This is a genomic window from Chitinophaga qingshengii (assembly GCF_014529935.1).
Classification (GTDB): domain Bacteria; phylum Bacteroidota; class Bacteroidia; order Chitinophagales; family Chitinophagaceae; genus Chitinophaga; species Chitinophaga qingshengii.
In genome coordinates, this window is record NZ_JACVFC010000005.1 from 498,662 (window position 1) to 523,925 (window position 25,264).

At 48.3% G+C, this 25,264-nt stretch carries 25 protein-coding genes; 14 read left to right on the forward strand and 11 right to left on the reverse strand.

The features are described from left to right. Positions 1 to 79 precede the first annotated feature (79 nt). On the reverse strand, positions 80 to 1,186 hold the full coding sequence (locus ICL07_RS29065) for an acyltransferase family protein (protein ID WP_223152135.1): 1,107 nt from the start codon (positions 1,184 to 1,186) through the stop codon (positions 80 to 82). A 287-nt stretch (positions 1,187 to 1,473) separates the two neighbouring features. Here ICL07_RS29065 and ICL07_RS29070 point away from each other — a divergent pair, with 287 nt between their 5' ends. The 7 genes from ICL07_RS29070 to ICL07_RS29100 all read left to right on the forward strand — a co-directional run bounded on the left by ICL07_RS29070 (position 1,474) and on the right by ICL07_RS29100 (position 7,173). Further along, the gene (locus ICL07_RS29070; protein WP_188091565.1) at positions 1,474 to 2,211 is read left to right on the forward strand and encodes an SDR family NAD(P)-dependent oxidoreductase; all 738 of its coding nucleotides are present in this window, start codon (positions 1,474 to 1,476) and stop codon (positions 2,209 to 2,211) included. 51 nt (positions 2,212 to 2,262) lie between these two features. Continuing rightward, positions 2,263 to 3,282 (forward strand): SDR family NAD(P)-dependent oxidoreductase, encoded by a 1,020-nt coding sequence (locus ICL07_RS29075; protein ID WP_188091566.1) that lies wholly within the window; start codon positions 2,263 to 2,265, stop codon positions 3,280 to 3,282. A 177-nt stretch (positions 3,283 to 3,459) separates the two neighbouring features. Beyond that, on the forward strand, positions 3,460 to 4,272 hold the full coding sequence (locus ICL07_RS29080; protein ID WP_188091567.1) for a helix-turn-helix domain-containing protein: 813 nt from the start codon (positions 3,460 to 3,462) through the stop codon (positions 4,270 to 4,272). Positions 4,273 to 4,383: 111 nt separating this feature from the next. Then, a complete protein-coding gene (locus ICL07_RS29085; RefSeq protein ID WP_188091568.1) occupies positions 4,384 to 4,851 on the forward strand; it encodes a DUF1572 domain-containing protein in 468 nt (155 codons plus the stop codon). A 48-nt stretch (positions 4,852 to 4,899) separates the two neighbouring features. Further along, positions 4,900 to 5,049 carry a VOC family protein gene (locus ICL07_RS32840; protein ID WP_425490654.1) on the forward strand — a complete coding sequence of 50 codons (150 nt, stop codon included), beginning with the start codon at positions 4,900 to 4,902 and terminating at the stop codon, positions 5,047 to 5,049. Positions 5,050 to 5,142: 93 nt separating this feature from the next. Continuing rightward, positions 5,143 to 6,222, forward strand: coding sequence for an aldo/keto reductase (locus ICL07_RS29095; RefSeq protein WP_188091570.1), 1,080 nt, complete (start codon positions 5,143 to 5,145; stop codon positions 6,220 to 6,222). Between the two features lie 24 nt (positions 6,223 to 6,246). Further along, positions 6,247 to 7,173 carry a helix-turn-helix domain-containing protein gene (locus ICL07_RS29100; RefSeq protein WP_188091571.1) on the forward strand — a complete coding sequence of 309 codons (927 nt, stop codon included), beginning with the start codon at positions 6,247 to 6,249 and terminating at the stop codon, positions 7,171 to 7,173. A 171-nt stretch (positions 7,174 to 7,344) separates the two neighbouring features. On the opposite strand, the gene ICL07_RS29105 is transcribed toward ICL07_RS29100, so the two are convergent. After that, positions 7,345 to 8,307 (reverse strand): helix-turn-helix transcriptional regulator, encoded by a 963-nt coding sequence (locus tag ICL07_RS29105; protein ID WP_188091572.1) that lies wholly within the window; start codon positions 8,305 to 8,307, stop codon positions 7,345 to 7,347. A 121-nt stretch (positions 8,308 to 8,428) separates the two neighbouring features. Between ICL07_RS29105 and ICL07_RS29110 the strand changes: the two genes are divergently transcribed. The 3 genes from ICL07_RS29110 (at position 8,429) to ICL07_RS29120 (ending at position 13,976) form a co-directional block, all read left to right on the forward strand. Continuing rightward, entirely contained in the window at positions 8,429 to 10,054 is a 1,626-nt protein-coding gene (locus tag ICL07_RS29110; RefSeq protein ID WP_188091573.1) for an FAD-dependent oxidoreductase, read from the forward strand. A gap of 132 nt (positions 10,055 to 10,186) precedes the next feature. Further along, positions 10,187 to 12,610, forward strand: a complete 2,424-nt coding sequence (locus tag ICL07_RS29115; RefSeq protein ID WP_188091574.1) for an ABC transporter permease — start codon at positions 10,187 to 10,189, stop codon at positions 12,608 to 12,610. 25 nt (positions 12,611 to 12,635) lie between these two features. After that, on the forward strand, positions 12,636 to 13,976 hold the full coding sequence (locus tag ICL07_RS29120) for a serine hydrolase domain-containing protein (RefSeq protein ID WP_188091575.1): 1,341 nt from the start codon (positions 12,636 to 12,638) through the stop codon (positions 13,974 to 13,976). 75 nt (positions 13,977 to 14,051) lie between these two features. Here ICL07_RS29120 and ICL07_RS29125 read toward each other — a convergent pair whose 3' ends face one another. The 5 genes from ICL07_RS29125 to ICL07_RS29145 all read right to left on the reverse strand — a co-directional run bounded on the left by ICL07_RS29125 (position 14,052) and on the right by ICL07_RS29145 (position 17,300). Further along, entirely contained in the window at positions 14,052 to 14,690 is a 639-nt protein-coding gene (locus ICL07_RS29125) for a transposase (RefSeq protein ID WP_188091576.1), read from the reverse strand. A gap of 101 nt (positions 14,691 to 14,791) precedes the next feature. Then, on the reverse strand, positions 14,792 to 15,304 hold the full coding sequence (locus ICL07_RS29130) for an SRPBCC family protein (RefSeq protein ID WP_188091577.1): 513 nt from the start codon (positions 15,302 to 15,304) through the stop codon (positions 14,792 to 14,794). A 99-nt stretch (positions 15,305 to 15,403) separates the two neighbouring features. Further along, positions 15,404 to 15,844, reverse strand: a complete 441-nt coding sequence (locus tag ICL07_RS29135; protein WP_188091578.1) for a hypothetical protein — start codon at positions 15,842 to 15,844, stop codon at positions 15,404 to 15,406. A 105-nt stretch (positions 15,845 to 15,949) separates the two neighbouring features. Next, entirely contained in the window at positions 15,950 to 16,270 is a 321-nt protein-coding gene (locus ICL07_RS29140; protein WP_188091579.1) for a hypothetical protein, read from the reverse strand. Positions 16,271 to 16,319: 49 nt separating this feature from the next. Next, positions 16,320 to 17,300, reverse strand: coding sequence for a sigma-54 interaction domain-containing protein (locus ICL07_RS29145; RefSeq protein ID WP_188091580.1), 981 nt, complete (start codon positions 17,298 to 17,300; stop codon positions 16,320 to 16,322). A gap of 473 nt (positions 17,301 to 17,773) precedes the next feature. Between ICL07_RS29145 and ICL07_RS29150 the strand changes: the two genes are divergently transcribed. Continuing rightward, positions 17,774 to 18,805, forward strand: a complete 1,032-nt coding sequence (locus ICL07_RS29150; RefSeq protein WP_188091581.1) for a GNAT family N-acetyltransferase — start codon at positions 17,774 to 17,776, stop codon at positions 18,803 to 18,805. Between the two features lie 36 nt (positions 18,806 to 18,841). Then, positions 18,842 to 19,276, forward strand: coding sequence for a Cof-type HAD-IIB family hydrolase (locus ICL07_RS29155; protein ID WP_188091582.1), 435 nt, complete (start codon positions 18,842 to 18,844; stop codon positions 19,274 to 19,276). A 52-nt stretch (positions 19,277 to 19,328) separates the two neighbouring features. Here ICL07_RS29155 and ICL07_RS29160 read toward each other — a convergent pair whose 3' ends face one another. Then, positions 19,329 to 19,760, reverse strand: coding sequence for an acetyltransferase (locus ICL07_RS29160; RefSeq protein ID WP_188091583.1), 432 nt, complete (start codon positions 19,758 to 19,760; stop codon positions 19,329 to 19,331). A 25-nt stretch (positions 19,761 to 19,785) separates the two neighbouring features. Then, on the reverse strand, positions 19,786 to 20,217 hold the full coding sequence (locus ICL07_RS29165) for a secondary thiamine-phosphate synthase enzyme YjbQ (protein WP_188091584.1): 432 nt from the start codon (positions 20,215 to 20,217) through the stop codon (positions 19,786 to 19,788). A gap of 117 nt (positions 20,218 to 20,334) precedes the next feature. Between ICL07_RS29165 and ICL07_RS29170 the strand changes: the two genes are divergently transcribed. Continuing rightward, positions 20,335 to 21,417 (forward strand): Gfo/Idh/MocA family protein, encoded by a 1,083-nt coding sequence (locus ICL07_RS29170; protein ID WP_188091585.1) that lies wholly within the window; start codon positions 20,335 to 20,337, stop codon positions 21,415 to 21,417. A 34-nt stretch (positions 21,418 to 21,451) separates the two neighbouring features. Here the strand turns inward: ICL07_RS29170 and ICL07_RS29175 are convergent, their stop codons facing one another. Further along, positions 21,452 to 22,174 carry a DUF92 domain-containing protein gene (locus ICL07_RS29175; RefSeq protein ID WP_188091586.1) on the reverse strand — a complete coding sequence of 241 codons (723 nt, stop codon included), beginning with the start codon at positions 22,172 to 22,174 and terminating at the stop codon, positions 21,452 to 21,454. A 52-nt stretch (positions 22,175 to 22,226) separates the two neighbouring features. Between ICL07_RS29175 and ICL07_RS29180 the strand changes: the two genes are divergently transcribed. Beyond that, on the forward strand, positions 22,227 to 22,592 hold the full coding sequence (locus ICL07_RS29180; protein WP_188091587.1) for a DUF4260 domain-containing protein: 366 nt from the start codon (positions 22,227 to 22,229) through the stop codon (positions 22,590 to 22,592). 106 nt (positions 22,593 to 22,698) lie between these two features. Here ICL07_RS29180 and ICL07_RS29185 read toward each other — a convergent pair whose 3' ends face one another. Next, positions 22,699 to 25,131, reverse strand: coding sequence for a TonB-dependent receptor (locus tag ICL07_RS29185; RefSeq protein ID WP_188091588.1), 2,433 nt, complete (start codon positions 25,129 to 25,131; stop codon positions 22,699 to 22,701). Between the last annotated feature and the right edge of the window lie 133 nt (positions 25,132 to 25,264).

Consider the following 25,264-nt stretch of genomic DNA (forward strand, 5'->3'; position numbering starts at 1 on the left):
GTAGCAAATTAATTTGCATTGCAGGGGGAATAAAAACAAAACGCCCCGGTCGTACTGACCGGGGCGGCGCTATCATCAGTTATTTTTTGTTTCTCCGGTGTCGGCTCAGGTAATTTCTGACCGGCTGGTCGTAAGCCACCATGGCTAACCAGCCGATGCCTATCAGCACAAGGGTGGAAACGGGGATTACTACCGCCAGGGTAGACATATCCGGTTTGTATTGCTCCAGGTAATGGGCAAAAATCCAGATAAATCCATAATGCGTCATATATAAAGGATAGGAGAGCTTACCGGAAAAGCTGCAAGGCTTCTCCAGCGTAGGTACCAGTCGCGCGCCGGCGCCCAGGGCCACCAGCAGCGGGAAATAGAATACCACTACCAGCACTTCTGCCAGCCAGTTCAGGGGGAAGTAAGGCATGAGCAAGCCTGCCAGCAGCAGGAGCGTAACACCCGGAAACCCAAGGCGGTTGGGAATAATCAGCCGGAAACGGTACACCAGCATACCTGCGGTGAAAGAATAGAACAGCCTGGCGCCGCCGTCCCAGAAACTGTCTTTACTCCAGCCCCCCATGAGGTTGCCGGCACGGTAAGCGGTAAAACCTAAGATGACAGCGGCTGCCAGCGCTACGATCAGCAATACGTTGCGGCGAAGCCGCCATAATATCAAGGCATAAAATATATTGGCGATGTATTCCCAAAACAGGGACCATGCGGGTGCATTCAGGCAAAAAAGATTAAAATACCGTTCCGCTATAATGGGGAAGGGGATCATCAGCAGCGTGGTGGCAAACAGCAGGGCCGTCTTCCCAAAGCCATAACCGGCCGGCGGTCCCATCAGGGGGTCTAACAGGAAGGTGAGCAAGCCCAGTACCGCTCCCAGCACCACCAGGGGATGCAGACGGATAAGCCGGGCCCGGAAAAAATCCCGCAGACCTAAAGTAGCCATGCGGTCATCATATGCATAGGCGATCACAAAACCGGACAGGCAAAAGAAGAAATCAACCGCCAGAAACCCATGTCCGGCGAAGTTTTTACTGTAGTCAGTAAATACCACTTCCATAAAGTGAAAGATCACCACTACAATCGCTGCTATTCCCCGCAGTCCGTCCAGTATGGCAAAATGTTGTTTGCCGGAGGCAACCGCTAACGGCTGCGCTCTCCCTGCTGTCATTGTTCCTGTTTCCATATCAATCCGTGCAAGATAACAAGGAAACAGGGAAACTGCAAGCAGGCGGCTATTGGCCGGGAATATCTACTGTCAGCCATGGTTAGCAACAACTTAAGAAAACTGGCCTGTCCGGAAGAGGCTATCTAAACACGATTTCATTATGGCCCTATGAACAAAGCAAATCAGGACTTTTAAACAAAGTCAACTACTGAGGCTAAAACTATTTTTGCTTTAGAAAAGAAAGAAGAACGAACAGCAACCACAATCAGAACTTCTAATTATTTAAAAGAATAAAAATTTACAAAATGAAAAAGTTAAACGACAAAATTGCGGTAATCACAGGTGGCAATAGTGGCCTCGGATTTTCCACAGCGAAAGAATTAATAGCCAACGGCGCCACCGTGATCATTACTGGCCGGAGGAAAGAGGCAGTTGAAAAAGCAGCGTTGGAGCTGGGCGCCACCGGTATAGTCTGCGACCATGCTAAAATAAGCGACATAGAAAACCTTACAAAACTTGTAGCGCAGGCGTTCGGGCGAGCAGACATTTTAATTGTGAATGCGGGTATAACTAATCTGAGTTCGATAGAGGATGCAACGGAAGAAATGTTTGATCAGCTCATGAACGTGAATTTAAAGGGCGCCTACTTTACCTTGAGCCGGTTTATCCCATTGCTCACTGATGGAGCCTCTGTGGTTGTAACATCTTCTTCATCTGCCTCCACGACTAAACCACATACTTCCATTTACACCGCAAGCAAAACAGCTATCAACGCCATAGTAAAAATTGCCGCCATTGAATTGGCATCCCGTCGTATTAGGGTGAATGCAGTTAGTCCCGGCCCCTTCGCTACAGAAATAATGGCCAAAAGTGGTATAGGCGATCCTAAAACGCAGGATTTTATCATCTCCGGTGTCCCACTCGGCAGATTAGGCATCCCTTCAGAAGCAGGCAAGCTAATTAGTTTTCTTTCAAGTGATGATGCAGCCTACATTACCGGTGCCGAATACTTAATCGATGGAGGCCAGTCTTTGAACAAATAAGGGCTTGTTTTACTATTTAAAATCTTAACGATAACGAATAAAAAAAATAAAATGGTACAAAATAACAATAGCGGCGCGCTTCAGCACCCAATTAAGACCGGGTTCAATGCCCAATCAACCACCACTGACGTCATCAAAGGAATTGACCTCGGCGGAAAGATCGCCATAGTTACTGGCGGCAATACCGGCATCGGATTAGAGACTGCTAAAACACTTGCTTCAGCGGGTGCAACAGTAATTATTCCAGCCAGGAACGTAGAAAAAGCAAAGAAGAATCTGGAAGGTATGGCAAACATTGAGATCGAAGAAATGGATATTATGAAACCGGAATCCATTGATGCGTTTGCCCGGAAATTCCTTGCATCAGGAAGGTCATTGCACATTTTAATCAATAATGCAGGTATTATGTGGGTTCCGCTTCAACGTGACAGCCGGGGTATCGAATCACAGCTGGCGACAAACTACATAGGCCAGTTTCATCTCACTTCAAAACTGTGGCCAGCATTGAAACAGGCTAACGGCGCGCGGGTAGTGAATGTTTCTTCACTGGGACACCATAACGCCTCATTTAATTTTGATGATCCCAATTTTGAGAATCGGGATTACGAAACACTGCAGGCGTATGGGCACTCCAAAACAGCCAGCAACCTCTTTACGCTGGAATTGGACAATCGTGCCAAAGGTTTCAATGTAAGAGCATTCTCCGTTCACCCGGGCTCCATTGCAGGAACGGAACTAGGAAGGAACGCCGATATGGAACAGTGGAAAAAGCTGGGTTTCCTGGACGACAACGGCAATATGCGCCCGGAAGTGCTTGCAGCATTAAAGACCATCCCACAAGGGGCTGCTACAACTGTTTTTGCCGCAACCAGTCCATTGCTGAGCAATATAGGAGGGGTCTACTGTGAAGATGGGGACATCGCCGAACTTTTATCTGATGATCCATCTGTACAAACTACTGCTAAACTACATCAGAGCGGCGTGCAACAATATTCTTTAGACGAAAGTTCTGCAAAACGCCTATGGAAACTTACCGAAGATATGACAGGAATTCATTTCAACTTAGCATAGATGCCGGCGGTAACATATTGATTTTCAAGGTGATTATTTGATATTATATTTATTATATTTATAAAACGATCGCAACACGTAAGCACCGGTCCAATAAACAAAGCCTGCAGCCAATTTACTGGCTAACTTTGTTCAGGCTTCTTTGACTAAGGGCTTGCAATTTTAAATGTTATGCACATGGAATACCAGGCCAAATATATTACTGAAGATATCAAGCTTTCCTGCTATGAAGACAAATTCTTCAAATCGGACATTATGTTCGAGCACCACATGCTGGTTTGGTTTCTTTCCGGAGAAACTAAAATAGTACAGGCAGATGGGACTTATATATTTCAAAAAGGAGATACATTTTTAATCCCCAGAAATCAACTTGCGACGATCATTAATTATCCAAAAGATGGATTGCCGCATCAAACTGTTGTCATGCATTTAACGACGGAATGGCTGCGTAATTTTTACGAAAAGATAAAATTTAAGCCCCAAACCGGGAACGAGCAAAAAATAAGACATTACAATAATCACCCTTTGCTGCAAAGCTGTTTATCCTCTCTTATTCCATATTTTGATATGAAAGAACTGCCGGAAGATATTGCTAACCTAAAAATAACAGAAGCCGTGAGCATACTTCGTGCTATTGATCCAACAATCGACGGTATACTGACAAATTTTGAAGAACCTGGCAAAATTGATCTGGCAACTTATATGGAGAAAAACTTCATGTTCAATATGCCGATTGAAAAATTTGGTTATTTAACCGGAAGAAGTTTGACAACTTTCAAGCGGGATTTTAAAAGAGCATTCGACACAACTCCACAAAAATGGTTAACCAGGAAACGTTTGGAACTTGCCCATTATCAATTTGTTGAAAAGAAAATGAAACCAATTGATGTGTGTTATGAAGTGGGATTTGAAAATCTGTCGCATTTTTCTTTCGCATTTAAGAAATATTTCGGTTACGCGCCAACCAAGTTGCTGACGGCGGGAAATTAGCGGGCATACGCCAAAGCGTTTTTTCGCTGATATGGAGGTTCTGACAGCGCCGACAACGATTTCCTGTTTTGTAAATTACTCATTACATTACAAGCTATAAAAAGAAAGAAAATGACCATTGTACAACAACTGGCCAAACATTTCCGGGATGTGCACTTCGGTGGGAACTGGACATCGGTTAACCTGAAGGATACCCTTGCCGATATTAACTGGCAACAGGCTACAACAAAAGTACAGGACCTGAATACGATAGCCGTATTGGTATTTCATGTCAACTATTATGTGAGCGCTGTTTTAAAAGTCTTGCAGGGTGGCCCTTTAGTGGCTAGCGATAAATTCAGTTTTGACCTTCCGCCAGTGACTTCGGAAGAAGACTGGCAGCGACTGGTATCCAAAACCCTTACAGAAGCCGAAGTTTTTGCGGGGCTGATCGAAAAGCTGGAGGAGCAACAGTTATCGGAAGATTTTATAGAGGGGAAATATGGTACCTGGTACCGCAATATCGCAGGGATTATTGAGCATACCCATTATCACCTGGGACAGATTTCCCTGGTTAAAAAAATGACTGCCGGAAAGTGAGACGTAGTATCACTGTTAAGCCTGTTGTTGTCTGGAACGATTCCGTCGTTGGCCCAGGCCATTATAGCCGCTATTGATCATATACCCGTTGCTGTTAGTAACCTGGATAGTACAGCCGCCCGTTTTAAAACATTGGGATTTGCCCTTAAGCCCGGTAGGGCCCATTCCAATGATATCAGGAATCTGCATGTAAAATGACAACTATTAATCCCGTTTCCGGTTATATTATTCCCTGAATCGGTTACATCTCTCTTTCCCGGATAAAGGAATTTTGCTGTCAAAGCAAAACAAATGGAACTGACACATTTTCGTACATTAGGCCGCTCCGGGTTAAGAGTAAGTCCGGTTACCCTCGGCACTATGACGTTTGGATTGGACTGGCAATACGGCGCTACCCCGGAAGTCTCTAAAGAGATACTGGCCGGCTACCTGGACCGGGGCGGTAATATGATTGACACTGCGAATATCTATACCCGCGGGCATTCGGAAAAAATCATCGGCGATTATCTGAAAACCAGTCATGTTAACAGGGACTGGCTCGTGCTCGCCACCAAGTTTTTTGGCAGTATGCGCCCCGGAGATCCCAACAGTGGCGGCACCGGCAGAAAAGCGATGATAGCGTCGCTGGAAGCATCGCTCCGCCGTTTGCAGACAGACTATATAGATCTCTACTGGATGCACGCTTTTGATGCCCATACGCCGATAGAAGAAACGTTGTATACCCTGGATAAATTGGTGCAGTCCGGCAAAGTCAGGTATATCGGTATTTCAGATACACCGGCCTGGAAGATTGCCCAGGCGCAAACGCTGGCGCATTTCAGGGGATGGCCCGCTTTCATTGGGTTGCAGCTGGAATATTCGTTGCTGGAAAGATCAGTGGAAGCGGAGCTGATACCCATGGCCGGAGAGTTGCAGCTGGGCGTTATGCCGTGGTCTCCATTGAAGCAGGGAGTTCTCTCCGGAAAATATACCCGGCAAAACAAAGGTCAAACATTGAGTCAACGGGCCACCGGCGAAGCGCTGTCTGAAAAGGCTTATGACCTCATTGATGCGCTTCAGCGTTTTGCGGCCGATTTGAAGGTCCCTGTTGCCGCGATTGCGCTGGCCTGGGTGATGGGCCGCGAAGGGGTGACATCCATCATTATCGGCGCCCGTACAACCCAACAACTGCAACAGAACCTGCAGGCCATGGCAGTTACCTTACCACCACAGGCGATCGCTGAACTGAATGCCCTGTCAACCCCCGAATCCTTTTTCCCTTATACGTTGCTGGCGAATGCCCGTCATATTGCCCAGGGAGGTGCTACGATTAACGGCAACCCTTCTGTATTACCCGCTATTCTCCCGCAGCACGAAGGCGATCACTATTGAGTAAAGATGTGTTACTTTTATGGCATGAAGCATACAGTGCCATCTCCCGTAGTATATCCTGACATCGCTTCCTTTCATGAAGAACTGGGGCTTCCGGCGCCGCAACACCCTTTGATCAGTTATGTAAGCTACGAAGGGATGCAGTTCCAACGGCATGCGATTTCTTCCCGTATCATGCTTAATTTTTACAAGATCTCCTTTATTCATAAAACCAATGGCATGGTCCGTTACGGGCAACATTATTATGATTTTAAGGAAGGCGGACTGTGTTTTATGGCGCCGGGACAGCTGATCTCCGGCGCTTCTCCCGAACGCAGTCTCTCCGGGGTGATCATCTTTTTTCATCCTGATCTTATCCGGCATCATCCCCTGGGCCAAAAGATACGGCAATATGGTTTCTTCTCGTACGCCGTGTCGGAAGCATTACATCTGACAGAAAAAGAAAAGGATATTATCCTGAAACAATTTGAACAGATAGGGCAGGAACTGGATACGCCCGCAGACCGATTCAGCCAGGACCTGCTGGTATCGGGGCTGGAGTTACTGTTGGATTACAGCAATCGTTTTTATCACCGGCAGTTCACTACCTATCAGGAAGATCATAGTCTGCTTAGCCGGCTGGATACCATACTACTCCGGTATTTCGATAGCGACGCCCCCGCGCAGGCAGGTCTGCCCGGTGTACAATACGTTTCCGAACAAATGCATTGTTCCCCGGATTATCTCAGCGATCTGTTGAGAGTGAATACCGGGTTAAATACACAACAGCATATTCACCGGAAGTTGCTGGAAATAGCGAAAGATCTTTTAGGCGCAGGAGAATGGAGTGTAGCGGATATTGCGTATAAATTAGGGTTTGAACAGCCGCAGTCGTTTAACCGGTTGTTTAAGAATAAGACAGGGATGTCGCCTTTAGCGTATAGGAGGGGTTTGAGAGAAAGGGGCAATTAGTAAGCGGAAAGGGGCAATTAGTACAACTTCCCTAAAGGGGCCGGGAAAAGGGCCAAAATGGCTTTAAAGGGGCCATAAAGGGGCCAAATTGCCACTAATGGGGCCATAAAGGGGCCAACACCCTCACCTCGGGAGATAAATATATTCCGCCATAGCCTGATCCATTTATTATCATTTAAGCAATCCCATCGGTGTAATACCAAACTTCTTTTTAAACGCCCGGTGAAAATGTTGCGGATGCGTGTAGCCGAGACCGTAGGCTATCTCGGAAATATTATGTTCGCCTTGCAGTATCTGTTGGCGGGCGAGTTCCAGGCGTTCGTTACCCACGAATCCGAAAACACTTTGTCCGAATAGTAACCGGAATCCTTTTTTGAGTTTGAATTCATTGAGGCCACAAATCCGGGAAAGCTCTCCCAGACTGGGAGGCTCCGTGAGGTGTGTCAACAGGTATTGCCGGGCGTAATGTAAACGCTCCTGGTCGGCGGCCCTGAGCGGGTCTGTAATGGATGGTTTGCCGGCAGGCAGCAGCGAGGCACATTGCAGGCCGAACAGTTGTAGTATCTGCGTTTCAAAATGCAGTCGTTTTAATCCTGTGGAGGCGGGGCTATCCCACAAATGATCCAGCGAATATTGCAATTGCGGCGTAAAATATGCAGCAGGGGAATGCATCACGAAGGGGGTGCCTTTTGCTATTTTGTCGGCGAAGGGCTGTAGTTCAGGCGTGTAGCTGTTCAGCAGCGCTATCACCTTCTCCGGTTTGATATAAATACCAAGGTTACGAAACCCTTTATTATCGGCCAGTTCATTCCTTTCCCAGGAGCAGGGATTGAACAGCAGATTGGAATAACCTTGTCGGAACAGTTGTCGGTTTAACAGTCCTTCCTGGGTTTGGTATAGCTGTCCGGACATGACAAAATTAAGTTCCACAAAAGCCTGTTCATTGTAATGCTCCCAGGACAGCGCCGGTCTGCCTGCCACCATATGGCCATCGGAGATCGCCATATCCTGACAGACCACAAACCGCCCGGTACCTTCTGCCTCGGGCAGGGGCATACGAAATTCCCGTACTTCTCCTTCGGGTATCAGAAAAGCATCTCTGAAAGCGGTAGTATGGGTATTGGAGTCGGACATCGTTTACAAATGTAGGAACTGTTGTGTAGAAAATAAATATTTCAAAAATGGTACTTATTGCTCCGTTTTGTGCACTCCTGCCACCCGCCGATCGGGCAATTTGCAGGAAACATTTTTATCTATGACAACACAGCATGTACCGGTACTGATTGCCGGTGGTGGTATTACAGGGCTTTCGGCCGCATTGTTTCTTTTACAGCAGGGTATCCGGCCGTTATTGGTGGAGCGTCATCGCGGTACGTCTATTCACCCGAGGTCAAGGGGCTTCGATATCCGCACGATGGAGCTGTTCCGGGAACTGGGTGTGAGTGAAGCGCTGCGGGAAGCCGGGAAGGCGCTGGGGCCTGCCTGGGGCGTATTACGGGCGGATACGCTGGCGGCGGCGCTGAAAGATGTGCAACCGCGAAAAGATGGCGCTATCACTTATCCCAGTCAGCTGAAAGGACTGGAAAGCCTGGCGGTGCTGACGCCGGAAACAGGCGCACGTTGTACACAGGACCTGGCAGAACCGGTGCTGCGGGCGGCGGCGGAAGAACAGAGAGCGGACCTGCGGTTTTATACCGAAATGATTTCTTTTTCCCAGGACGATCAGGGCGTGACAGCGGTGCTGCAGGACCGGGAAACCGGCAACCGGACGACCGTAACGGCCGACTACCTGATCGCCGCTGATGGCGCCGGCAGCCGGGTAAGGCAACAACTGCAGCTGCCGGTTACGGGACCGGGAGTACTGGCCCATTTCCTCAATGTTAACTTTGAAGCCGATATGGCAGAACTGGTGCGCAACCGGGAGTTTAGTCTTTGTATTATCGATACGCCGGGTTTGACTGGTTTTGTGTCCGCTATCAATAACAGCGACCGCTGGGTATACCAGCTGCGTTATTACCCTGATCGGGGAGAGCAGGCGGAGGACTATCCGGACGAAAGACTGATAACCATGCTGCATGCGGCTTTAGGCATGCCGGCGCTACCCATTCGTATCCTTAGTGTGTTGCCCTGGGAGATGACGGTTCGGGTGACCGATACCATGCAATCCGGCCGTATTTTCCTGGCAGGCGACGCCGCGCATGTGATGACTCCTTACGGCGGAAAGGGCGCCAATACCGGTATCCAGGACGCGCAGAACCTGGCCTGGAAGATAGCTGCGGTGATTAAAAAACAGGCGGCGCCCTCCCTGCTTCATTCCTATACGGCAGAAAGGCAGCCGATCGGATTGTTCAATGCGATGCGTTCCGCTACCCTGGCTGATGAAGACGGCATATTGAAAGATAAGGAGATCATGCTGCGGCAACCAGGCGGATTACTGAAAACGCTGAAAGAAGATGAACCAGATAAAGAAGCGGCCCAAAATATCCGTACACTGATCGGTATCCCTGATTATCAATACCCGGTGACCGTGCCTGCTGAATGCCCGCCATTGCCGGCTGATAAAGTGTTTTACGGTCTCCCCGGCACCCGGGTACCACATCTCTGGCTGGATGAGGCCCGTACCGTTTCCACGCTGGATATCCCGAAAGGACGTTTCACCCTGTTTGTACATGGCGATGCAGGTCCCTGGCAGGCGGCGTTGGACAAGTACGATATTTTCGTACAGGTATTCCCGTTATTAAGCCATACGATGCCCGCCTGGGAGGAAGCTACCGGCGCCGCCCCCGGCGATGCTTTGCTGGTAAGGCCTGATGGCTTCGTTGCCTGGAGAGGGAAGGTGGCCGCTGCTGCAGAGTTGCCACTCACTGCCCTGCTGTCATAAGCGAACAGTGATTGTTCGGATTTGAACATTATATTATATTTATTCATTTGTATTATATTGATATTTAATTATTAATATGATGGTTTCTTTTTTGGTAGGCCTGTATCGATTTTAGATATAAATTTCCCTGCCATGTTTAAAAACTATTTCAGCATAGCGATACGTAACCTGTGGAAGAACAAGGCTTTTTCGGCGATCAATATACTGGGGCTGGCCATCGGTTTAGCCACCAGCCTGTTGATTATGCTGTATGTCTTTGATGAACTGAGTTACGATCGCTTTCATGCTGCGGCTGAACGAACGTATCGCGTGGATGCAGATATCCAGTTTGGAGGTAAACATTATGTGATTGCTACCTCTCCGGCGCCATTGGGACCTGCCATGAGGGCCGACCTGCCTGAGATTGAGCAGGAGACCCGTTTTCGACGATATGACGACTGGCTGGTGCGTAAGGGCAGCCAGAACATTAAAGAAGACAGGGTGATTTTTGCTGATTCCTCCCTGTTCAACGTTTTTTCGCTCCCCTTGCTGGCGGGCGATGCGGCTACCGCATTGAAAGATCCCCATACGGTAGTGATCACGGAAAAAATGGCACTCAAGTACTTTAGCACTACCGACGCTGTAGGACGGGAACTGATCATCAACGATAAAGTGCCGTATAAGGTTACGGGGGTGCTGAAACCTCTGTCGGGGCAGACACAGGTGGATTTCGATTTTTTTGCGTCTCTCTCCGGCGCTACTGAAAGCAGAAACGATAACTGGCTGAGCAACAACTTCAATACCTTTATCGTGTTGCGTAAAGGCGCTGATCCGAAAAAGCTGGAAGCTAAACTGGAACAGGCAACGGTGAAATACATCGCTCCCCAGCTGGCGTCCATGATGAATACTTCCAGGGAAGAACTGGCGCGTAACGGTGACTATCTCCGGTACTCCCTGATGCCATTAACTGCCATACATCTGCATAGCAATAAAGCCAATGAACTAAGTCCCAACAGCTCTATTCAGTACGTTTATATCTTCTCGGCTATCGCACTGTTTATACTCCTGATCGCTTGTGTGAATTTTATGAACCTGTCCACCGCCCGCTCTGCCAACAGGGCCAGGGAAGTAGGTATCCGTAAGGTGATGGGTTCGCAGCGTTCGCAGCTGATAGTGCAGTTTCTCACAGAATCGCTGCTGGTAAGCGCCGTGGCGATGTTCCTCGCGATTGGTATTGCCTGGTTGTTATTGCCATTTTTTAACAACCTCGCCGGCAAACATATTACGTTGAGCTTTTTGGACAGGCCCTGGCTGGGATTTGTATTGATTGGATTGACACTGATTGCAGGGTTCCTGGCGGGTAGTTACCCTGCTTTTTTCCTGTCGGCCTTCCGGCCGGTACTGGTGCTGAAAGGCACGATCGCTGCCGGTTTCAGGAACAGCCTGTTGCGTAATGGCCTGGTGGTATTTCAATTCAGCATCTCTATCTTCCTGATGGTAGGCACCCTGGTGATCTATAACCAACTTCGTTTTATCCGTAATAAACAATTGGGCTTCGACCGTGAGCAGGTACTGGTGTTGCAGAATACGGCTGCATTAGGTACCCAGGCGAAATCCTTCCGGCAGGAAATCATGGGACTAAAAGGCGTACAGGCCGGGACCATGACGTCTTTTTTACCTACCGGCAACAGCCGCAACGACGGCCCCTTGTTCCTGACACCGGTGCCGGACCCCAAACAAGCCATTACCATGCAGATGTGGTCGGTGGATGATCAGTATGTTCCTACCATGGGCATGCACATGAAAAGCGGCAGGAATTTTTCCGGCGCATTTGCGACAGACTCACAGGCGGTCGTGATTAATGAAGCGGCCGCCCGATTGATAGGATTGAAAGATCCTCTTAACCAAAAAATATATGAATGGCGCGATGCGGGAGAGGAAACACAGCGGGCTTACACCATCATCGGTGTGGTAAAGGATTTTAATTTTAATTCCCTGCGGGAAGAAGTGACGCCGTTGGCATTGATGCTGAGAGAAAACACGGGAAGTATGGCTTTTCGTGTACACAGCAACGATATACCGGCGCTGGTAGCAAAGGTGGAGCAGCAATGGCAGGCTATAGTGCCTAACCAGCCTTTCAGCTATTCTTTTATGGATGATGATTTTAACAACCTGTACAAATCTGAAAACAGGATGGGGCAGATATCCCTGTCGTTTGCGATACTGGCTATTTTTATCGCCAGCCTGGGATTGTTTGGACTGGCTGCCTACGCGGCAGAACAACGTACCCGCGAGATAGGTATCCGCAAAGTGCTGGGCGCTACGATGCCTAACATCGTTCACCTGCTGTCGAAGGATTTTCTGAAGCTGGTCATGATCGCAGTGTTGTTCGCTTTTCCGTTGGGATGGTGGGCGATGCACCGCTGGTTGGAGGACTTCGCCTACCGGATCAGTATCAGCTGGGATGTGTTTGCGGTAGCAGGTTTCCTGGCGGTGGCCATCGCACTGCTAACAATCAGTTTCCAGGCTATCCGCGCTGCGCTGGCCAATCCGGTAAAGAGTCTTCGTGCACAATAATGAATGTTATCGATTAACTGGCAATATGACAAGTTTTAAAGTAATATGCTTACTGGGACTTCATTTGCTCTCACTTAAAATTTTTGCACAAACCGAAACGGCTGGTGTGAAAAAGAGTTTGACAGCTGAAAAATTATCCAGGTATATGCAGGCCCAGGCGGATGTCAATGGATTTAGTGGTACTGTTCTGGTTGCCAAAAAAGATTCCTTACTCCTGCGCGGGGCTTATGGATATGCCAACTACGAATGGGGCATAAAAACAACTATCCATACCAAATACAGCCTGGCTTCCGTGAGCAAACAATTTACAGCTGTCGCCATACTCCAATTGGCAGATCGTAAGTTGTTGTCAGTGGAGGATAAACTAAGCCGGTATTTCCCTGCATTCCCCAAAGGAGATCAAATCACGCTCCATATGATGCTGGCCCATATGTCAGGGCTTCCCATGGACTTTGATGAACTTTACCTGAACCAGGTTTCCCTCACCCAGGACACTGTATTAAACTATATTACCCGAAAAGGGCTATTATTTACACCAGGAAAACAAACAGCGTATAGTAATGTCGGTTATTATCTGCTGGCGCGTATCATCGAGAAAGTAAGCGGCAAAAGCTATGCAACGTATTTGAAAGAAAATATTTTTGATAAGTTACAAATGCAGGAAACAGGCGTTATGACTAATGACGATGTGATCCCTTATATGGCAGATAGGTACGTCAGGGAAGGGCAGGGGTACAAAAAAAATCCGTACATCAACTGGTCATTCAATATTGGGCATGATGGCATTTATTCAACAGTGGATGATCTTTTAAAATGGGATAAATCACTGTATGGTACTGCCATTTTAAGTGATGAAATGAAGCAGGCAATGTTTACTTCCTATAATGAAGAACATTTTGGCTATGGTTTTCTAATCGACCCTTTCTATAATCATGGCCACAGGTTGATTGGTCACGATGGTGGTTTTTTTGGCGCCATGACCTCTCTCAACCGCTTTACTGATGACGGACTGGATGTTATTGTCCTGTCTAATAACCAGTCCCCTTCTTATTTGCTTGCATACGGATTGGCTGCAATATGCTTTGGTAAAGCCGTTGAGCTTCCCTATCATCATCAGCTTGTTAAAAACGATGGAGCGCTTTACCCGTATTTTAAGGGTGATTATGGAGATATTAAAATTCTTGAAAAGGATGGGAAACTGTTTTATAACAACTTCGATATTGAATTGCTGCCCGAATCGGATTATAAATTCTTCAGATCAGATGACAACAACAGAACGATGGAATTTATTAAAGATGCCCACGGAAAATATACCATTATTAAACTGACCAAGGCCGGGGTACAGGAGGAGCGAAGGAGAATGTAGGCTTGATCATAACGATATACAAAGGGAGTCCCGGGAGTGAATACCCGAGACTCCCTTTTTCGGTATAAAACCAAACTATCCTTTCATGATCTGTGCTTCATAGGCAGATCCCCGCATCCACAGCAGCCAGTTCATACAGGATACAGCGCAGATGTTGATCACACCGGCATATAATACCCAGAAACTAAACCCGTAGAAATAAATAATGGGAATCCAGTAGCTGAAAACGCTCCAGTACGATGCCATACAGATAGGGCATTGGATGACCGGTTTACGCAGGTACTTGTTTACTTTAAATACTTCATCGATCTTAAAAAATCGTATATCGGTATCCGTTACTTCTACCTGTATTTTCCCGTCAATTTTAGGTAGCACATTGTTTAATTCCTTCAGTACCGGAATCCTGCTGGTATCGCTTAACGGAAGTACGATGCCGGCATTTTCTGCGGGCAGCTTTGCCTCCGGCATCAGTACCCGGATTTGCCGGATCAGCTGATCGAATTGTTCGCCGCTGTAGTAGATTTTATGGCGATCTACCCGCGTGAGATATTTGAAGACAGGAAAGAGAATCATTTCACTATCCTTGTCTTTTCCGTTGGGCAGTTTCTCAACGGCGCCTTTGGCGGCCACCCGCACGCCTAATATAAATAATGATTGCAGGAGAACATATCCGAGGGCTCCCATGATACCAAAAAAGAGTACGCTTGTGTCCATTTTTCTTCAGTTATGAAGCACAAAACTACTTTACACCCAATTAGGACGAATGACACTAATCGTTGGATATTTGGTACAAATCACAGGAAATTGAATCCTCTTCAATTTTGTCCGGGTTTACCGGTGGGAAAACGATCGCCTACCAGGTTCAGTTCCAGCTGATGTTCGAGATAAGCCTTCAGTCCGGCTAATACCCAGCAGAAACCGCCGGTAGAGTCGAGGGCCTGTTGTTGTACGGATGCCGCATCACCGGAGAAACCATCGTTGACTATTTCCACAAAGGTCTGGTCGTTACCATAGGGCGTAAACGTCCAAACTACACGGGTAGCAGCGTCGCGGGCGCCTTTGTCGCCGGTGTTTGTTTCGAAGTGTTCGAACCAGCGGATCTCAATTTTTTTGTTGGGAATGATGTCTACCGTTTGCACTGCTGAGGCGACGTTATACATCTCCCAGGTCCAGATCACTTCTTTGCCTTTTTCCAGCTTGCCGGTACTTTTGGTAAACCAGAAGTGGGTGGTAACAGCCGGATCAATAAACGCGTTGAAGACTTCCGCTACCGGTCTCCTGATCAGCATACCGGACTGCGCGACGGATGATTGTGTTGTAGTTGCCATGAGCGTGTTTTTTAAATCAATAAAAAAAATGCATAACCGATCGGTTACAAATATAATTATAAAACCGATCGGTTACGCATTATTTTTTCAGGGAGCCGATTAAAAATAGATATCTACATAATCCACCACATTGTTGCCTTCGCAATTATCCATCTCCTGGAGCCGCCAGTATTTGCGGGCGCCTTTGGCCAGGAAATGGTAGGTGCCGGTTTTTTCGCATACCTTGCCCTGGTTCACATTGCTATACTGCGTACGGATGGTACCGTTAAAGGTCAGTTCTTTGGGTGACACTACGGTAAGTGCGCCGTCGATGGTAACGAAGTCGCCGGTTTTTTCATCGCGTTGTTCGCCTTTTACGCTATAGGTGCCATCTTTTTGTTTGCTGATCATCACTTTACCAGGGCGCTCCCAGCTCACCCACTGTAACGTGAGGTTATGTTTACCTTCCCGGAGGGTGTTGGCGGCGGGTTGCTGCGCATAGGTGGTGTAACCTGTCAGCATGGCAACGGTGAACAGGCATGCGCGGAAAATTTTCTTCATAGTACGTTATATTGGTTAAAACAACAGTGCCTCAAATATAAGCGCATTACAGTTTTCCGCCAAACTAACGGCCAATTGATTCCAGCAATTGGCGTGTACCGGCAGTTAAAGCGGCCGGCGATAGCGAAGGTCAAAATCTGTCCATAAAAATTTCAATACCTCAACAGTTGCTAACCATTCATCAGGGCCACTGATGCGGTAAAAAACAATATCGGTATCGTCATCATCTTTGCATAATTGCAAAGCAAACGTTTGTTGCCCGTGGAGGGAATAATCGAACCAATGATTGTTATCGAGGGAAGTGTGGATCAATCCGTAGTGTACCGCATCAAGGTCGGACTGATCAAAAGTGTAGTGACAGATATGGGATAAAGTGATCAGCAGGGCGGGCAGGTTGTCTTTCCATACCCAATCAGCGATAATCATACGACTACAACGGGTTTAGTTACTTTTCAAAGATACTATTCCGGTGAAATTAATAATGCTGACGGCTGATGCCTAATTTTTTCATTCTTGCTTCCAGCGTTGTAGGTTTAATTTGTAGAATGGCGGCGGCGCCGTTTTCTCCGCGGATGCGGCCATGGCAATGTTTCAGTACACGGATAATCAGTTGGCGTTCTCCCTCCGCCAGGCTGGTGATAGGCGGACTGGAATCGGTGTCCCGGGTTTTTTCGGGTGGGGGTAGTTCCACATAAATTACGGGCGCCTGACCAATGATCACGGCTCTTTCCACCAGGTGTTGCAATTCGCGGATATTACCCGGCCAATGGTATTGCATCATGGCTTCCAGGGAGCGCTCACTGATACTTACTGCCGGTCTGCTGAAATGTTGGGCCGCTTTCTCCAGAAAATAATTCGCCAGCATGGGGATGTCCGCTTTCCGTTCCCGCAGGGGTGGCAGGTGTATCGGAAATACATTGAGGCGGTAATAAAGGTCGTAACGAAAACGCCCTTCCTGGCATTCGTCTTCCAGTATGCGGTTGGTGGCGGCAATAACCCGCACATCTGTTTTAATGGTGGCTCCGCCAATTCGCTCTATCTCTTTTTCCTGTATGACCCGTAGTAATTTCGGCTGCTGATCCAAAGGAAGTTCACCTATTTCATCGAGGAAGATGCTGCTTTGATGCGCCTGTTCAAACTTGCCCGTACGGCGTTGCAGGGCGCCGGTAAAGGCGCCTTTTTCATGACCAAACAACTCCGATTCTATCAGCTGGGGAGGTAAGGCAGCACAGTTGACTTTCACCATGGGGTGCTGGCGGCGGAGCGACAGCTCATGAATGGCCTGGGCAAAAACTTCTTTGCCCGTACCGGTTTCGCCGGTCAGCAGTACGGTGGCATCGGTATCGGCTACCTGTTGCACCTGCTGTATCACGGCTTGTAAAGCGGCGCCGCCTATCAGCGGACCGTATGAGGTTAATAAATAGACGGCATCCTTTCCTGTGTTTTCTTCTTTCATTGCTCTCTTAAGGTCAGGGAACCATCCGGGGAGACAGTTCCGGTTAACAATCTCCAATATTTCGTATAACCGTTTGGGTTACTCCAATATATTGGAGGGCATCATGGCGTAAAGAATGGTGTAAGTCACTGGTTAACAACTATTTATTTACATGGCATAGTCATTGAAATCCGGATATAAATCTTTTTAACCCGAAAAAATTACAGATGACCTGTAAATACAAACTGAACCCGATCATTCACATAAGTAACAAACAATAGCAGATTTCAACGATAGTAACAGGTAAAGGTTATTGAATCAATAGCAGGCTCCTTTATGCAAAAAAGATACCAGTTGGTGTCCGATGGACGTTTGTTGCCATACACTTTCAAACTGGTATGGATTCCTGCCTGGTATTACCATCTTTCCTGTGCCCGGCAACTATCTTGCAACACATGACCGTCAAATCTATATGTTTAAAAACCTCATTTGTTATGCCTTATTTTACAGTTGACATTGCCGATCAGGAACATTGGAACCAGGTTGTTCAGGCAGCGCATGCCTACGATTTCTACCATACCTGGTATTATCATCAGTTAGCCGCCGCTCACCATCATCCTTTTCTATTCGTATTTGAAAAGGACGGTGATTTCATCGCAGTGCCACTACTGAAGCGGAATATAGAAGATACCGTTTATTTTGATTGTACCTCTGTTTACGGATATGCGGGCCCGTTATCCAACCTCGATTTCCGCCAGCTGCCGGATATATTCTTACAGCAGTTTTTGCAGACCTTTTTACGTTTTCTGAAAAAAGAAAAAATCGTGAGCGTGTTTATGCGGCTGCATCCATTGATCCATCAACATTTTCAGCCAGGCCAAACCGGCGGCTTGTATGACAATGGAAAAACAGTGGTAATAGATCTCACTTTGCCGATGGCAGAACAAAGACAGTCCTACCGCAAAGCTTTCCGTTCAAAGATCAACCAGCTGCGGAATAAAGGATACCGGGTAAGAAAGGCTACCAGTGAAGCGGATATTGCATCATTTGCAGCTATCTATTTGCAGAATATGCATCGGTTGGGCGCCCATGCGGACTATCATTTCAATCAACAGTATTTTAAACAGTTATTGGGTGCTACATCTTTTCAAAGCAATATACTACTCGCATCCTATGAGGGCCGTGACACTGCCGGGGTTTTCACTACCTGCTGCAACAATATGATGCAGCTGCACCTGGCGGCAACGCACAACGATTTTGTACAGGACTCACCTATGCGGCTACTCGTAGAAGAAGCCAGTCTGTTCGGGCAATCCATGCGGATGCAATACCTGCACCTGGGTGGGGGTGTGGGCGGACAGCAGGATTCGCTGTTCAATTTTAAGGCTGGTTTCTCTGATCATTTCCTGGATTTCAAGACCTGGCGGCTTATTGCTGATACTGCCACCTATAAGGCCCTGACCTTAAAAAAGGCGCCCACTCCCGTTATAACGGACCTGCCTTTTCCTGTTTACCGTTTTCTTTGACTATATAATATCTTTTTAAAAACCCATTCACAACGTATGCATTCAAATATTACCATAGCACTTGATTTTGATGGTACCTGCGCCTATCACCGTTTTCCGATGATAGGGGAAGAAATTCCACATTGTATCCATGTGTTACAGCGACTACAGCAACAAGGCGTAAAAATTATTCTCCATACAATGCGTTCCGGTAAATACCTGAAGGAAGCAGTGAAGTGGCTCAATGCTAAGGGGATCCGGCTGTACGGCCAGAACAGGAATCCGCAGCAGAGCTGGTGGACCGGCAGCCCGAAAGTACAGGCCGATTTTTATATCGATGATGCAGCCCTGGGCTGTCCGGTAGAAGAAGATATTTTTGGCAGGGTTTCGGTCAACTGGTACCAGATGGAAACGCTGCTGGAAGCACGGGAGATATTACCTGCCCGTCATCAGTCTAAAGAAAAAGCCTGGCCGCTGGAGCCAGCGAAGTAAGCATAGGTGTTCTCAAGTAGAAAGCCTGCGATCGCGCAGGCTTTTTTATTATTTACAGTTCCATGTGCAGGATCGGGTAGGGTTTGCCCATTCCGTCTTTTTCGGACCTGCTGATAACGCTGAACCCCATCTTCTCATAAAAGCCCACTGCCTGGCTGTTTTGTTCATTTACATCTACCTTGCGGATTTTCAGGCTGGCAATGGCATAATTCACCAGGTTTCTGCCCACGCCCTTTCCTCTGGCATCGTTATCTACAAACAGCATTTCCAGCATGTCTGCCTGTACACCCAGGAAAGCAAGCGGTTTTCCGGCTTCATTCAACAAAAGGTAGGTATCTACCTGCGGGAAAAAAGCATCCGCCAGCAAACCTTTAATATGATCAAAATCTTCCTGTGTTAAAAAATCATGGGTGGCTGTTACGGCCGATTCCCAAATACGGACCATTTCCGGGTAATCTGTGATGGTGGCTCTTCTGATCTCCATATGCCTATTCGTTTTTAAGTGTCTTTTATTTCAGGGGTTTGCCCCAGGCGGTCAGTACCAGGTTCCGGGGACCGCCATAATCCCGGTGTTCGCAGAGATAAATGCCCTGCCAGGTACCCAGCGCCAGCCGGCCGTTATGAATGGGTATCATCACGGAGCTGCCCAGCAGTGAGGCTTTCAGGTGGGCGGGCATATCATCCGGCCCTTCGTCGTTATGTTCGTAGTCGGGGTCGTTTTCCGGAACCGCCTTATTGAAGTAGGTCTCAAAATCCACCCGTACGGTGGGATCTGCATTTTCGTTGATCGTCAGCCCGGCAGAGGTATGCTGGATAAAAACCTGCAACATGCCCGACTGTAAGGAGCCTATCTGGGGAAAGGCCTGTACTATCTCTGGCGTAATCAGGTGAAACCCTCTGGGACGGGCTCTTAAACGCAATGCCTGCTGATAAATTTCCATGCTGCTATCTTTTCTGCAAAAGTAAGATTTCTGCCCTGCATAAAATTCTGCTTGTAAATCACTGTATTGCACTGTATCTTACCAGCATTGATGAAAAACTAAACAGGAAATTTACTCATGGCAGAAAACGTACAACCTTTACGGGTACTGGTAGTGGGCTGTGGCAATATGGGCACGTCCCATGCGGTGGCTTACCATACCCTGGATGGCTTTGAGATATGTGGTATTGTATCTACCGGTTCCAGCAAACGGGTATTAAATGATAAGCTGGGCGGCGGTTACCCGCTTTACAGTAACTACGAAGAGGCGCTGGCTGCCACGCAGCCGGACGCGGTATGTATCTCCACTTACCCGGATACACACGAAAGTTATGCGATCAAAGCCCTGGAAAGCGGCTGTCATGTCTTCATTGAAAAGCCGGTGGCCGACTCGGTGGCAGGTGCTGAAAGGGTGGCTGCTGTGGCGCGCAAAACCGGTAAAAAACTTGTGGTAGGGTATATCCTGCGGCATCATCCTTCCTGGGAACGTTTCGTGGAAATTGCCCACCAGCTGGGTAAACCACTGGTGATGCGGATGAACCTTAACCAACAAAGTTCCGGCAGCAAATGGGGCGTACACCGCAACCTGCTGCAAAGCCTGAGCCCTATTGTGGATTGCGGCGTGCATTATATTGATGTAATGTGCCAGATGACCCGCTCCAAACCGGTGCAGGTGAGCGCTATCGGCGCCCGGTTGTCCAACGATATTCCGGCCGATAACTACAACTACGGCCAGCTGCAAATCCGTTTTGAAGACGGTTCGGTAGGCTGGTACGAAGCAGGATGGGGACCTATGATCAGCGAAACGGCTTTCTTTGTAAAAGACGTCATCGGCCCGCAGGGCTGCGTATCTATCGTGGCAAAAGAATCCGGCGCCGCTGGCAACTCGGATAACATCGAAGCACATACGAAAACGGAATCACTCCGGCTGCACCATGCGGCATTAAATGATAAAGGGGAATTTGCGAAAGAAGATACCTGGATCAATATGGAAGATGAACCGGACCACCAGGAACTGTGTAACCGTGAACAACGTTATTTTCTGAAAGCCATCCGCGAAAACATCGATCTGACAGATCATGTACAGGATGCGGTTAACAGCCTGCGCATTGCCTTTGCCTGCGATGAGTCGGTCCGCACCGGGAAGATCGTCAGCTTATAAATTATAGAAGCCCGCCACCGTGCGGGCTTTTTCTCTACCACCACCAGCCGCAGGCGCCGGCTACCAGGGCAGCGAACAACGTGTTACCAAAATTCACGGCGTCGTTACCGATATAATGTTTCCTTTCCAGTGCCGCCCCCAGTATGGAGTCCATCAGGTTGCCCAATACTCCCGCTATCACGATAAAGGCTATACGGCGATCGAAACCTGCCGCTAATGCATATACGATAGCTATCACCACCGCCCCCGCAGCGCCCAGCAGCGTGCCTTCCAGGCTGATGACACCATCCAGCCCTTTGGCTTCTTTCCTGAAAGTAAGAATATTAAAAAAGCGCCGGCCATAAACGGTGCCCAGCTCGGAAGAGAGGGTGTCTGCCGTAGCGGAGGCCAGGCTGCCGGCCAGCATGAGGCCGTACAGCTCGCGGCGCGCTGTATCCGTCAGCATCAGCAAAGCCATGAGAGCGGCTGCGCCACCGTTGGCAAATACCTGGCTGGCCTTTCTTTTCTCGGGATGCGCTCCCTCCGCGGTAATGGCGGCTTTCAGCTGCTTCTGATGGGAGGTGGCTAAAGTACCCAGCAGAAAAAATGTTCCCAGCTGCGCAATGCCGGGATATCCGGCGCCGGTAAAGACCAGGAGACCGACAAGCCCCGCTGCCAGCGCGGCAGACACAGAGAGCTTGCCCGTACGGATACAAATCGCCATGAAGACGAGCAACAGCAGGGTAAAAAGACCGTAATGTTGAAATGTTGTTTGCATAAAACGAGGTCAGCAAAACTAATTAATTACTTTTGCTGGCTGAAAATTTTATATGAAAACAATATTAAACCTGGAAGAAATCGGGATGTTCCTGGCCGCAGTAATATTATTTAATGCGAAGGTGCCTTACAGCTGGTGGGTATTCCCGGCCTGCCTGCTGCTGCCGGACCTCAGCATGGTCGGCTATGCGGCGGGTAATAAAACAGGCGCCTGGGTATACAACTTTTTTCATCATAAAGGGGTGGCTATCCTCACCTGCGTGGCAGGCATCTACCTGTCACTCGACTGGCTCACATTTACCGGCATCATCCTCTTTGCGCACTCCTGTATGGACCGCGTATTCGGTTATGGCCTGAAATACCTGACAGGCTTTAAATACACGCATCTGGGAGAAATCGGTAAAAACGCAAAAAAATAAAAAGCCGGAATGAAAACACTCCGGCCGTTTATTGATATTGATTGTAAGTTTAAAAGAGATAAAATTCGCTAATCAGCGAAATCAGCACTAATCCAGGCTATCACAGTTAGAATTTAAACGCTACGCTGGCAGAAAATCTCCGTGGCATCATTCTCTCTACCGTGGTCCATCCGCTGTAGTATGCTTTATCAGTGATATTATCCAGTTTTAAAGCGATCCGGTAAGCATTCACCTGGTAGAACAGCCCTGCATTCAGCACGGTATAGGAAGGCAACGTAAATGTGCCGGTAGCTTTGCTGTTCACCACCATATTTTCGCTGCCATAGTTACCGCCGAAGCCGATGCCCAGTCCATGCAGTTTGCCGCTGGTAGCGGTATAGCTGATCCACCAGTTCACCAGGTGCTCAGGACCGGCACTGGTAGGACGGCGGTCCAGTATACTGGAATCAGATTTTACCATTTTACTGTCGTTATAACCATATCCGGCCACCATGTTCAACCCTGGCAGCGGATTGGCGATCAGGTCCAGTTCTACGCCTTTGCTGCGCTGGGAGCCATCCTGGATGGTAACCTGGTAGCGGTTGCCGCCTTTCTCCACATCGATGCTGCGGGTCATATTGGACACGAGAATATTATAGTAGCTGGCGCTCATGCTCAGCTTATTATTGAATACATTCAGTTTCACACCGCCTTCAAACTGGTTGGCCTGCTGGGGTTTGAGGACACCGCTGTATTCCGGTAACGGCTGCGTTACAGGTGATACGTTCTGGAAACCATTCATATAGTTGGCAAACAGGCTCACCTTATCTTTTACTACCTGGTATATTAAACCAAATTTCGGGGAGACGGACGTCTGACTATAATCATCGTCGCTTTTTTCACCCGTCGTATAGTCCTTGCTGGGTTTGGCAACGAAGTGATCTACCCGTACGCTGGCCATCGCAATTAGCTGATCCGTGATGTTTAACACGTCGGACACATAGGCGCTGTAGGTGTAGTTGGTCGTCGCATTTTTTACCTGTCCGCCTTTTGCCTGTGCCAGCAGGGCGTCTACCGCGGGCCTGTTGAGCTGGGAATACCGCGGATCTTTCGGATTGATGGCATTTACCAGATCAAAGCGCACATAAGGGGAGTTATCGTTCTGGGTGTATTGGCTTAAGAAGTCCAGTCCCGCTACGAGGCGGTTACGCATACTGCCGATGCGGAAATCACCGATGAAGTTCTGTTGAACATCCGTAGCGGTGGTAGTGGAATTCTGGTGCGTTACATAGCGGCTGAGCAGCGTATCGTTGGGCACTGCAGCACCCTGGTCGAGGAACATCACATAGGAGTAGTAACCATTGCTGCGACGGGTACTTCTGGATACGCTTGTCTGCGAGGTCCATTTATCGGACAGTTTATAGTTAGCCTGTCCGAAAATGTTCACGGACGGTGTTTTCATCACAATATCATTGCCGGTAAAAGAGCGGGTGAAGTCGATCCCCAGCTGGTCGGGCGTTCTGGCAATCAGCTGCCGGCCACGGTTGAGGAACACCATGGTAGGGTTGGTGCTTTCGCCGCTATAAAATTCGGTATTGACCAGGAAAGACAGCCGGTCGTTTACCCGGTAAGAGAGGCTGGGGGCCAGGAACCAGGAGCGTTTGAATCCGGCGTCCTGGAAGCTGCCTTCGGAATGGTAGGCCGCATTGGTACGCAGGAGGGCTGACTTATCCTTGTTCAGCGGAGTATTGAGATCGGCTGTTACACGGTTAAGACCGTAGGTACCGCCGGTATAGCTGATTTCGCCGCCAAAGGCGTCGTAAGGTCTTTTGGTAACGATGTTGATCAGCCCGCCGAAAGATACCAGGCTGCTGCCGAACAATGTGCCGGAAGGGCCTTTGATGGTTTCAATACGTTCTATATCAGCCGGATCGGGCGTACCGTTGGAGATGCCGGCAATACCGTTGACCATAGTGGGCTGTACCGCGAAACCACGCATGGTATAATAACCGGCGCCATCGCCGCCACGGCCGGTGGAAGACCAGAGCCTGGTTACACCGGGCGCATTTTTCAGGGCATCATCAAAACTGCTGATCACCTGTTCTTTCATCAGTTCTTTCCCTACTACGTTGTACACCTGCGGATTTTCCAGGTTTTTGATGGGCAGTTTAGCGATAAAGTCACTTTCTTTATTGGCCAGTTTATTTTGTCCGCCCACCACCGTCACTTCCGACAGCTGTGTTTTGGATACCTGCAGCCGTACGGTGATGCTGGCAGTATGATTAGCCGTTACCGTTACTGTTTCCGCTACCGGCTCATAACCCAGCAGGGATACCTGTAATACGTATTGCCCCGGCTCCAGGCGGCGGAAAGCAAAATCTCCTTTTGCATCGGTGACAGTGCCCCGGCTATGCTGTTCTATGCGAACGCTCACAAAAGCGGCGGCTTCTCCCTCGCTGGTAACGATATTCCCTTTAATTCCTCCGGTGCTGCTTTGTGCATGTACACCGGCTATAAAGCTGAAGAGCATCAGTAACAATGCTGATATTTTTCTGATCATGGTAGTACTATTCTGTTGATAGATAGAGGTATGACAATCACGGCCGCAAAATTCTATCAGCAAAAAGGAAGTATACCATCCGATCGGGAAAAATATTTACGCATTCGGGAATTATACATGACGGTTCAACTGA

Bases quoted from the DNA above. Each gene is read 5' to 3' on its own strand.
- ICL07_RS29085 (WP_188091568.1), top strand. From the start codon at position 4,384: ATGACCATTGTACAACAACTGGCCAAACATTTCCGGGATGTGCACTTC.
- ICL07_RS29065 (WP_223152135.1), bottom strand. From the start codon at position 1,186: ATGGAAACAGGAACAATGACAGCAGGGAGAGCGCAGCCGTTAGCGGTT.
- ICL07_RS29120 (WP_188091575.1), top strand. From the start codon at position 12,636: ATGACAAGTTTTAAAGTAATATGCTTACTGGGACTTCATTTGCTCTCA.
- ICL07_RS29150 (WP_188091581.1), top strand. From the start codon at position 17,774: ATGCCTTATTTTACAGTTGACATTGCCGATCAGGAACATTGGAACCAG.
- ICL07_RS29070 (WP_188091565.1), top strand. From the start codon at position 1,474: ATGAAAAAGTTAAACGACAAAATTGCGGTAATCACAGGTGGCAATAGT.
- ICL07_RS29155 (WP_188091582.1), top strand. From the start codon at position 18,842: ATGCATTCAAATATTACCATAGCACTTGATTTTGATGGTACCTGCGCC.
- ICL07_RS29165 (WP_188091584.1), bottom strand. From the start codon at position 20,217: ATGGAAATTTATCAGCAGGCATTGCGTTTAAGAGCCCGTCCCAGAGGG.
- ICL07_RS29175 (WP_188091586.1), bottom strand. From the start codon at position 22,174: ATGCAAACAACATTTCAACATTACGGTCTTTTTACCCTGCTGTTGCTC.
- ICL07_RS29180 (WP_188091587.1), top strand. From the start codon at position 22,227: ATGAAAACAATATTAAACCTGGAAGAAATCGGGATGTTCCTGGCCGCA.
- ICL07_RS29100 (WP_188091571.1), top strand. From the start codon at position 6,247: ATGAAGCATACAGTGCCATCTCCCGTAGTATATCCTGACATCGCTTCC.
- ICL07_RS29170 (WP_188091585.1), top strand. From the start codon at position 20,335: ATGGCAGAAAACGTACAACCTTTACGGGTACTGGTAGTGGGCTGTGGC.
- ICL07_RS29125 (WP_188091576.1), bottom strand. From the start codon at position 14,690: ATGGACACAAGCGTACTCTTTTTTGGTATCATGGGAGCCCTCGGATAT.
- ICL07_RS29110 (WP_188091573.1), top strand. From the start codon at position 8,429: ATGACAACACAGCATGTACCGGTACTGATTGCCGGTGGTGGTATTACA.
- ICL07_RS29185 (WP_188091588.1), bottom strand. From the start codon at position 25,131: ATGATCAGAAAAATATCAGCATTGTTACTGATGCTCTTCAGCTTTATA.
- ICL07_RS29105 (WP_188091572.1), bottom strand. From the start codon at position 8,307: ATGTCCGACTCCAATACCCATACTACCGCTTTCAGAGATGCTTTTCTG.
- ICL07_RS29115 (WP_188091574.1), top strand. From the start codon at position 10,187: ATGTTTAAAAACTATTTCAGCATAGCGATACGTAACCTGTGGAAGAAC.
- ICL07_RS29130 (WP_188091577.1), bottom strand. From the start codon at position 15,304: ATGGCAACTACAACACAATCATCCGTCGCGCAGTCCGGTATGCTGATC.
- ICL07_RS29160 (WP_188091583.1), bottom strand. From the start codon at position 19,760: ATGGAGATCAGAAGAGCCACCATCACAGATTACCCGGAAATGGTCCGT.
- ICL07_RS29075 (WP_188091566.1), top strand. From the start codon at position 2,263: ATGGTACAAAATAACAATAGCGGCGCGCTTCAGCACCCAATTAAGACC.
- ICL07_RS29080 (WP_188091567.1), top strand. From the start codon at position 3,460: ATGGAATACCAGGCCAAATATATTACTGAAGATATCAAGCTTTCCTGC.
- ICL07_RS29095 (WP_188091570.1), top strand. From the start codon at position 5,143: ATGGAACTGACACATTTTCGTACATTAGGCCGCTCCGGGTTAAGAGTA.
- ICL07_RS29145 (WP_188091580.1), bottom strand. From the start codon at position 17,300: ATGAAAGAAGAAAACACAGGAAAGGATGCCGTCTATTTATTAACCTCA.
- ICL07_RS29140 (WP_188091579.1), bottom strand. From the start codon at position 16,270: ATGATTATCGCTGATTGGGTATGGAAAGACAACCTGCCCGCCCTGCTG.
- ICL07_RS29135 (WP_188091578.1), bottom strand. From the start codon at position 15,844: ATGAAGAAAATTTTCCGCGCATGCCTGTTCACCGTTGCCATGCTGACA.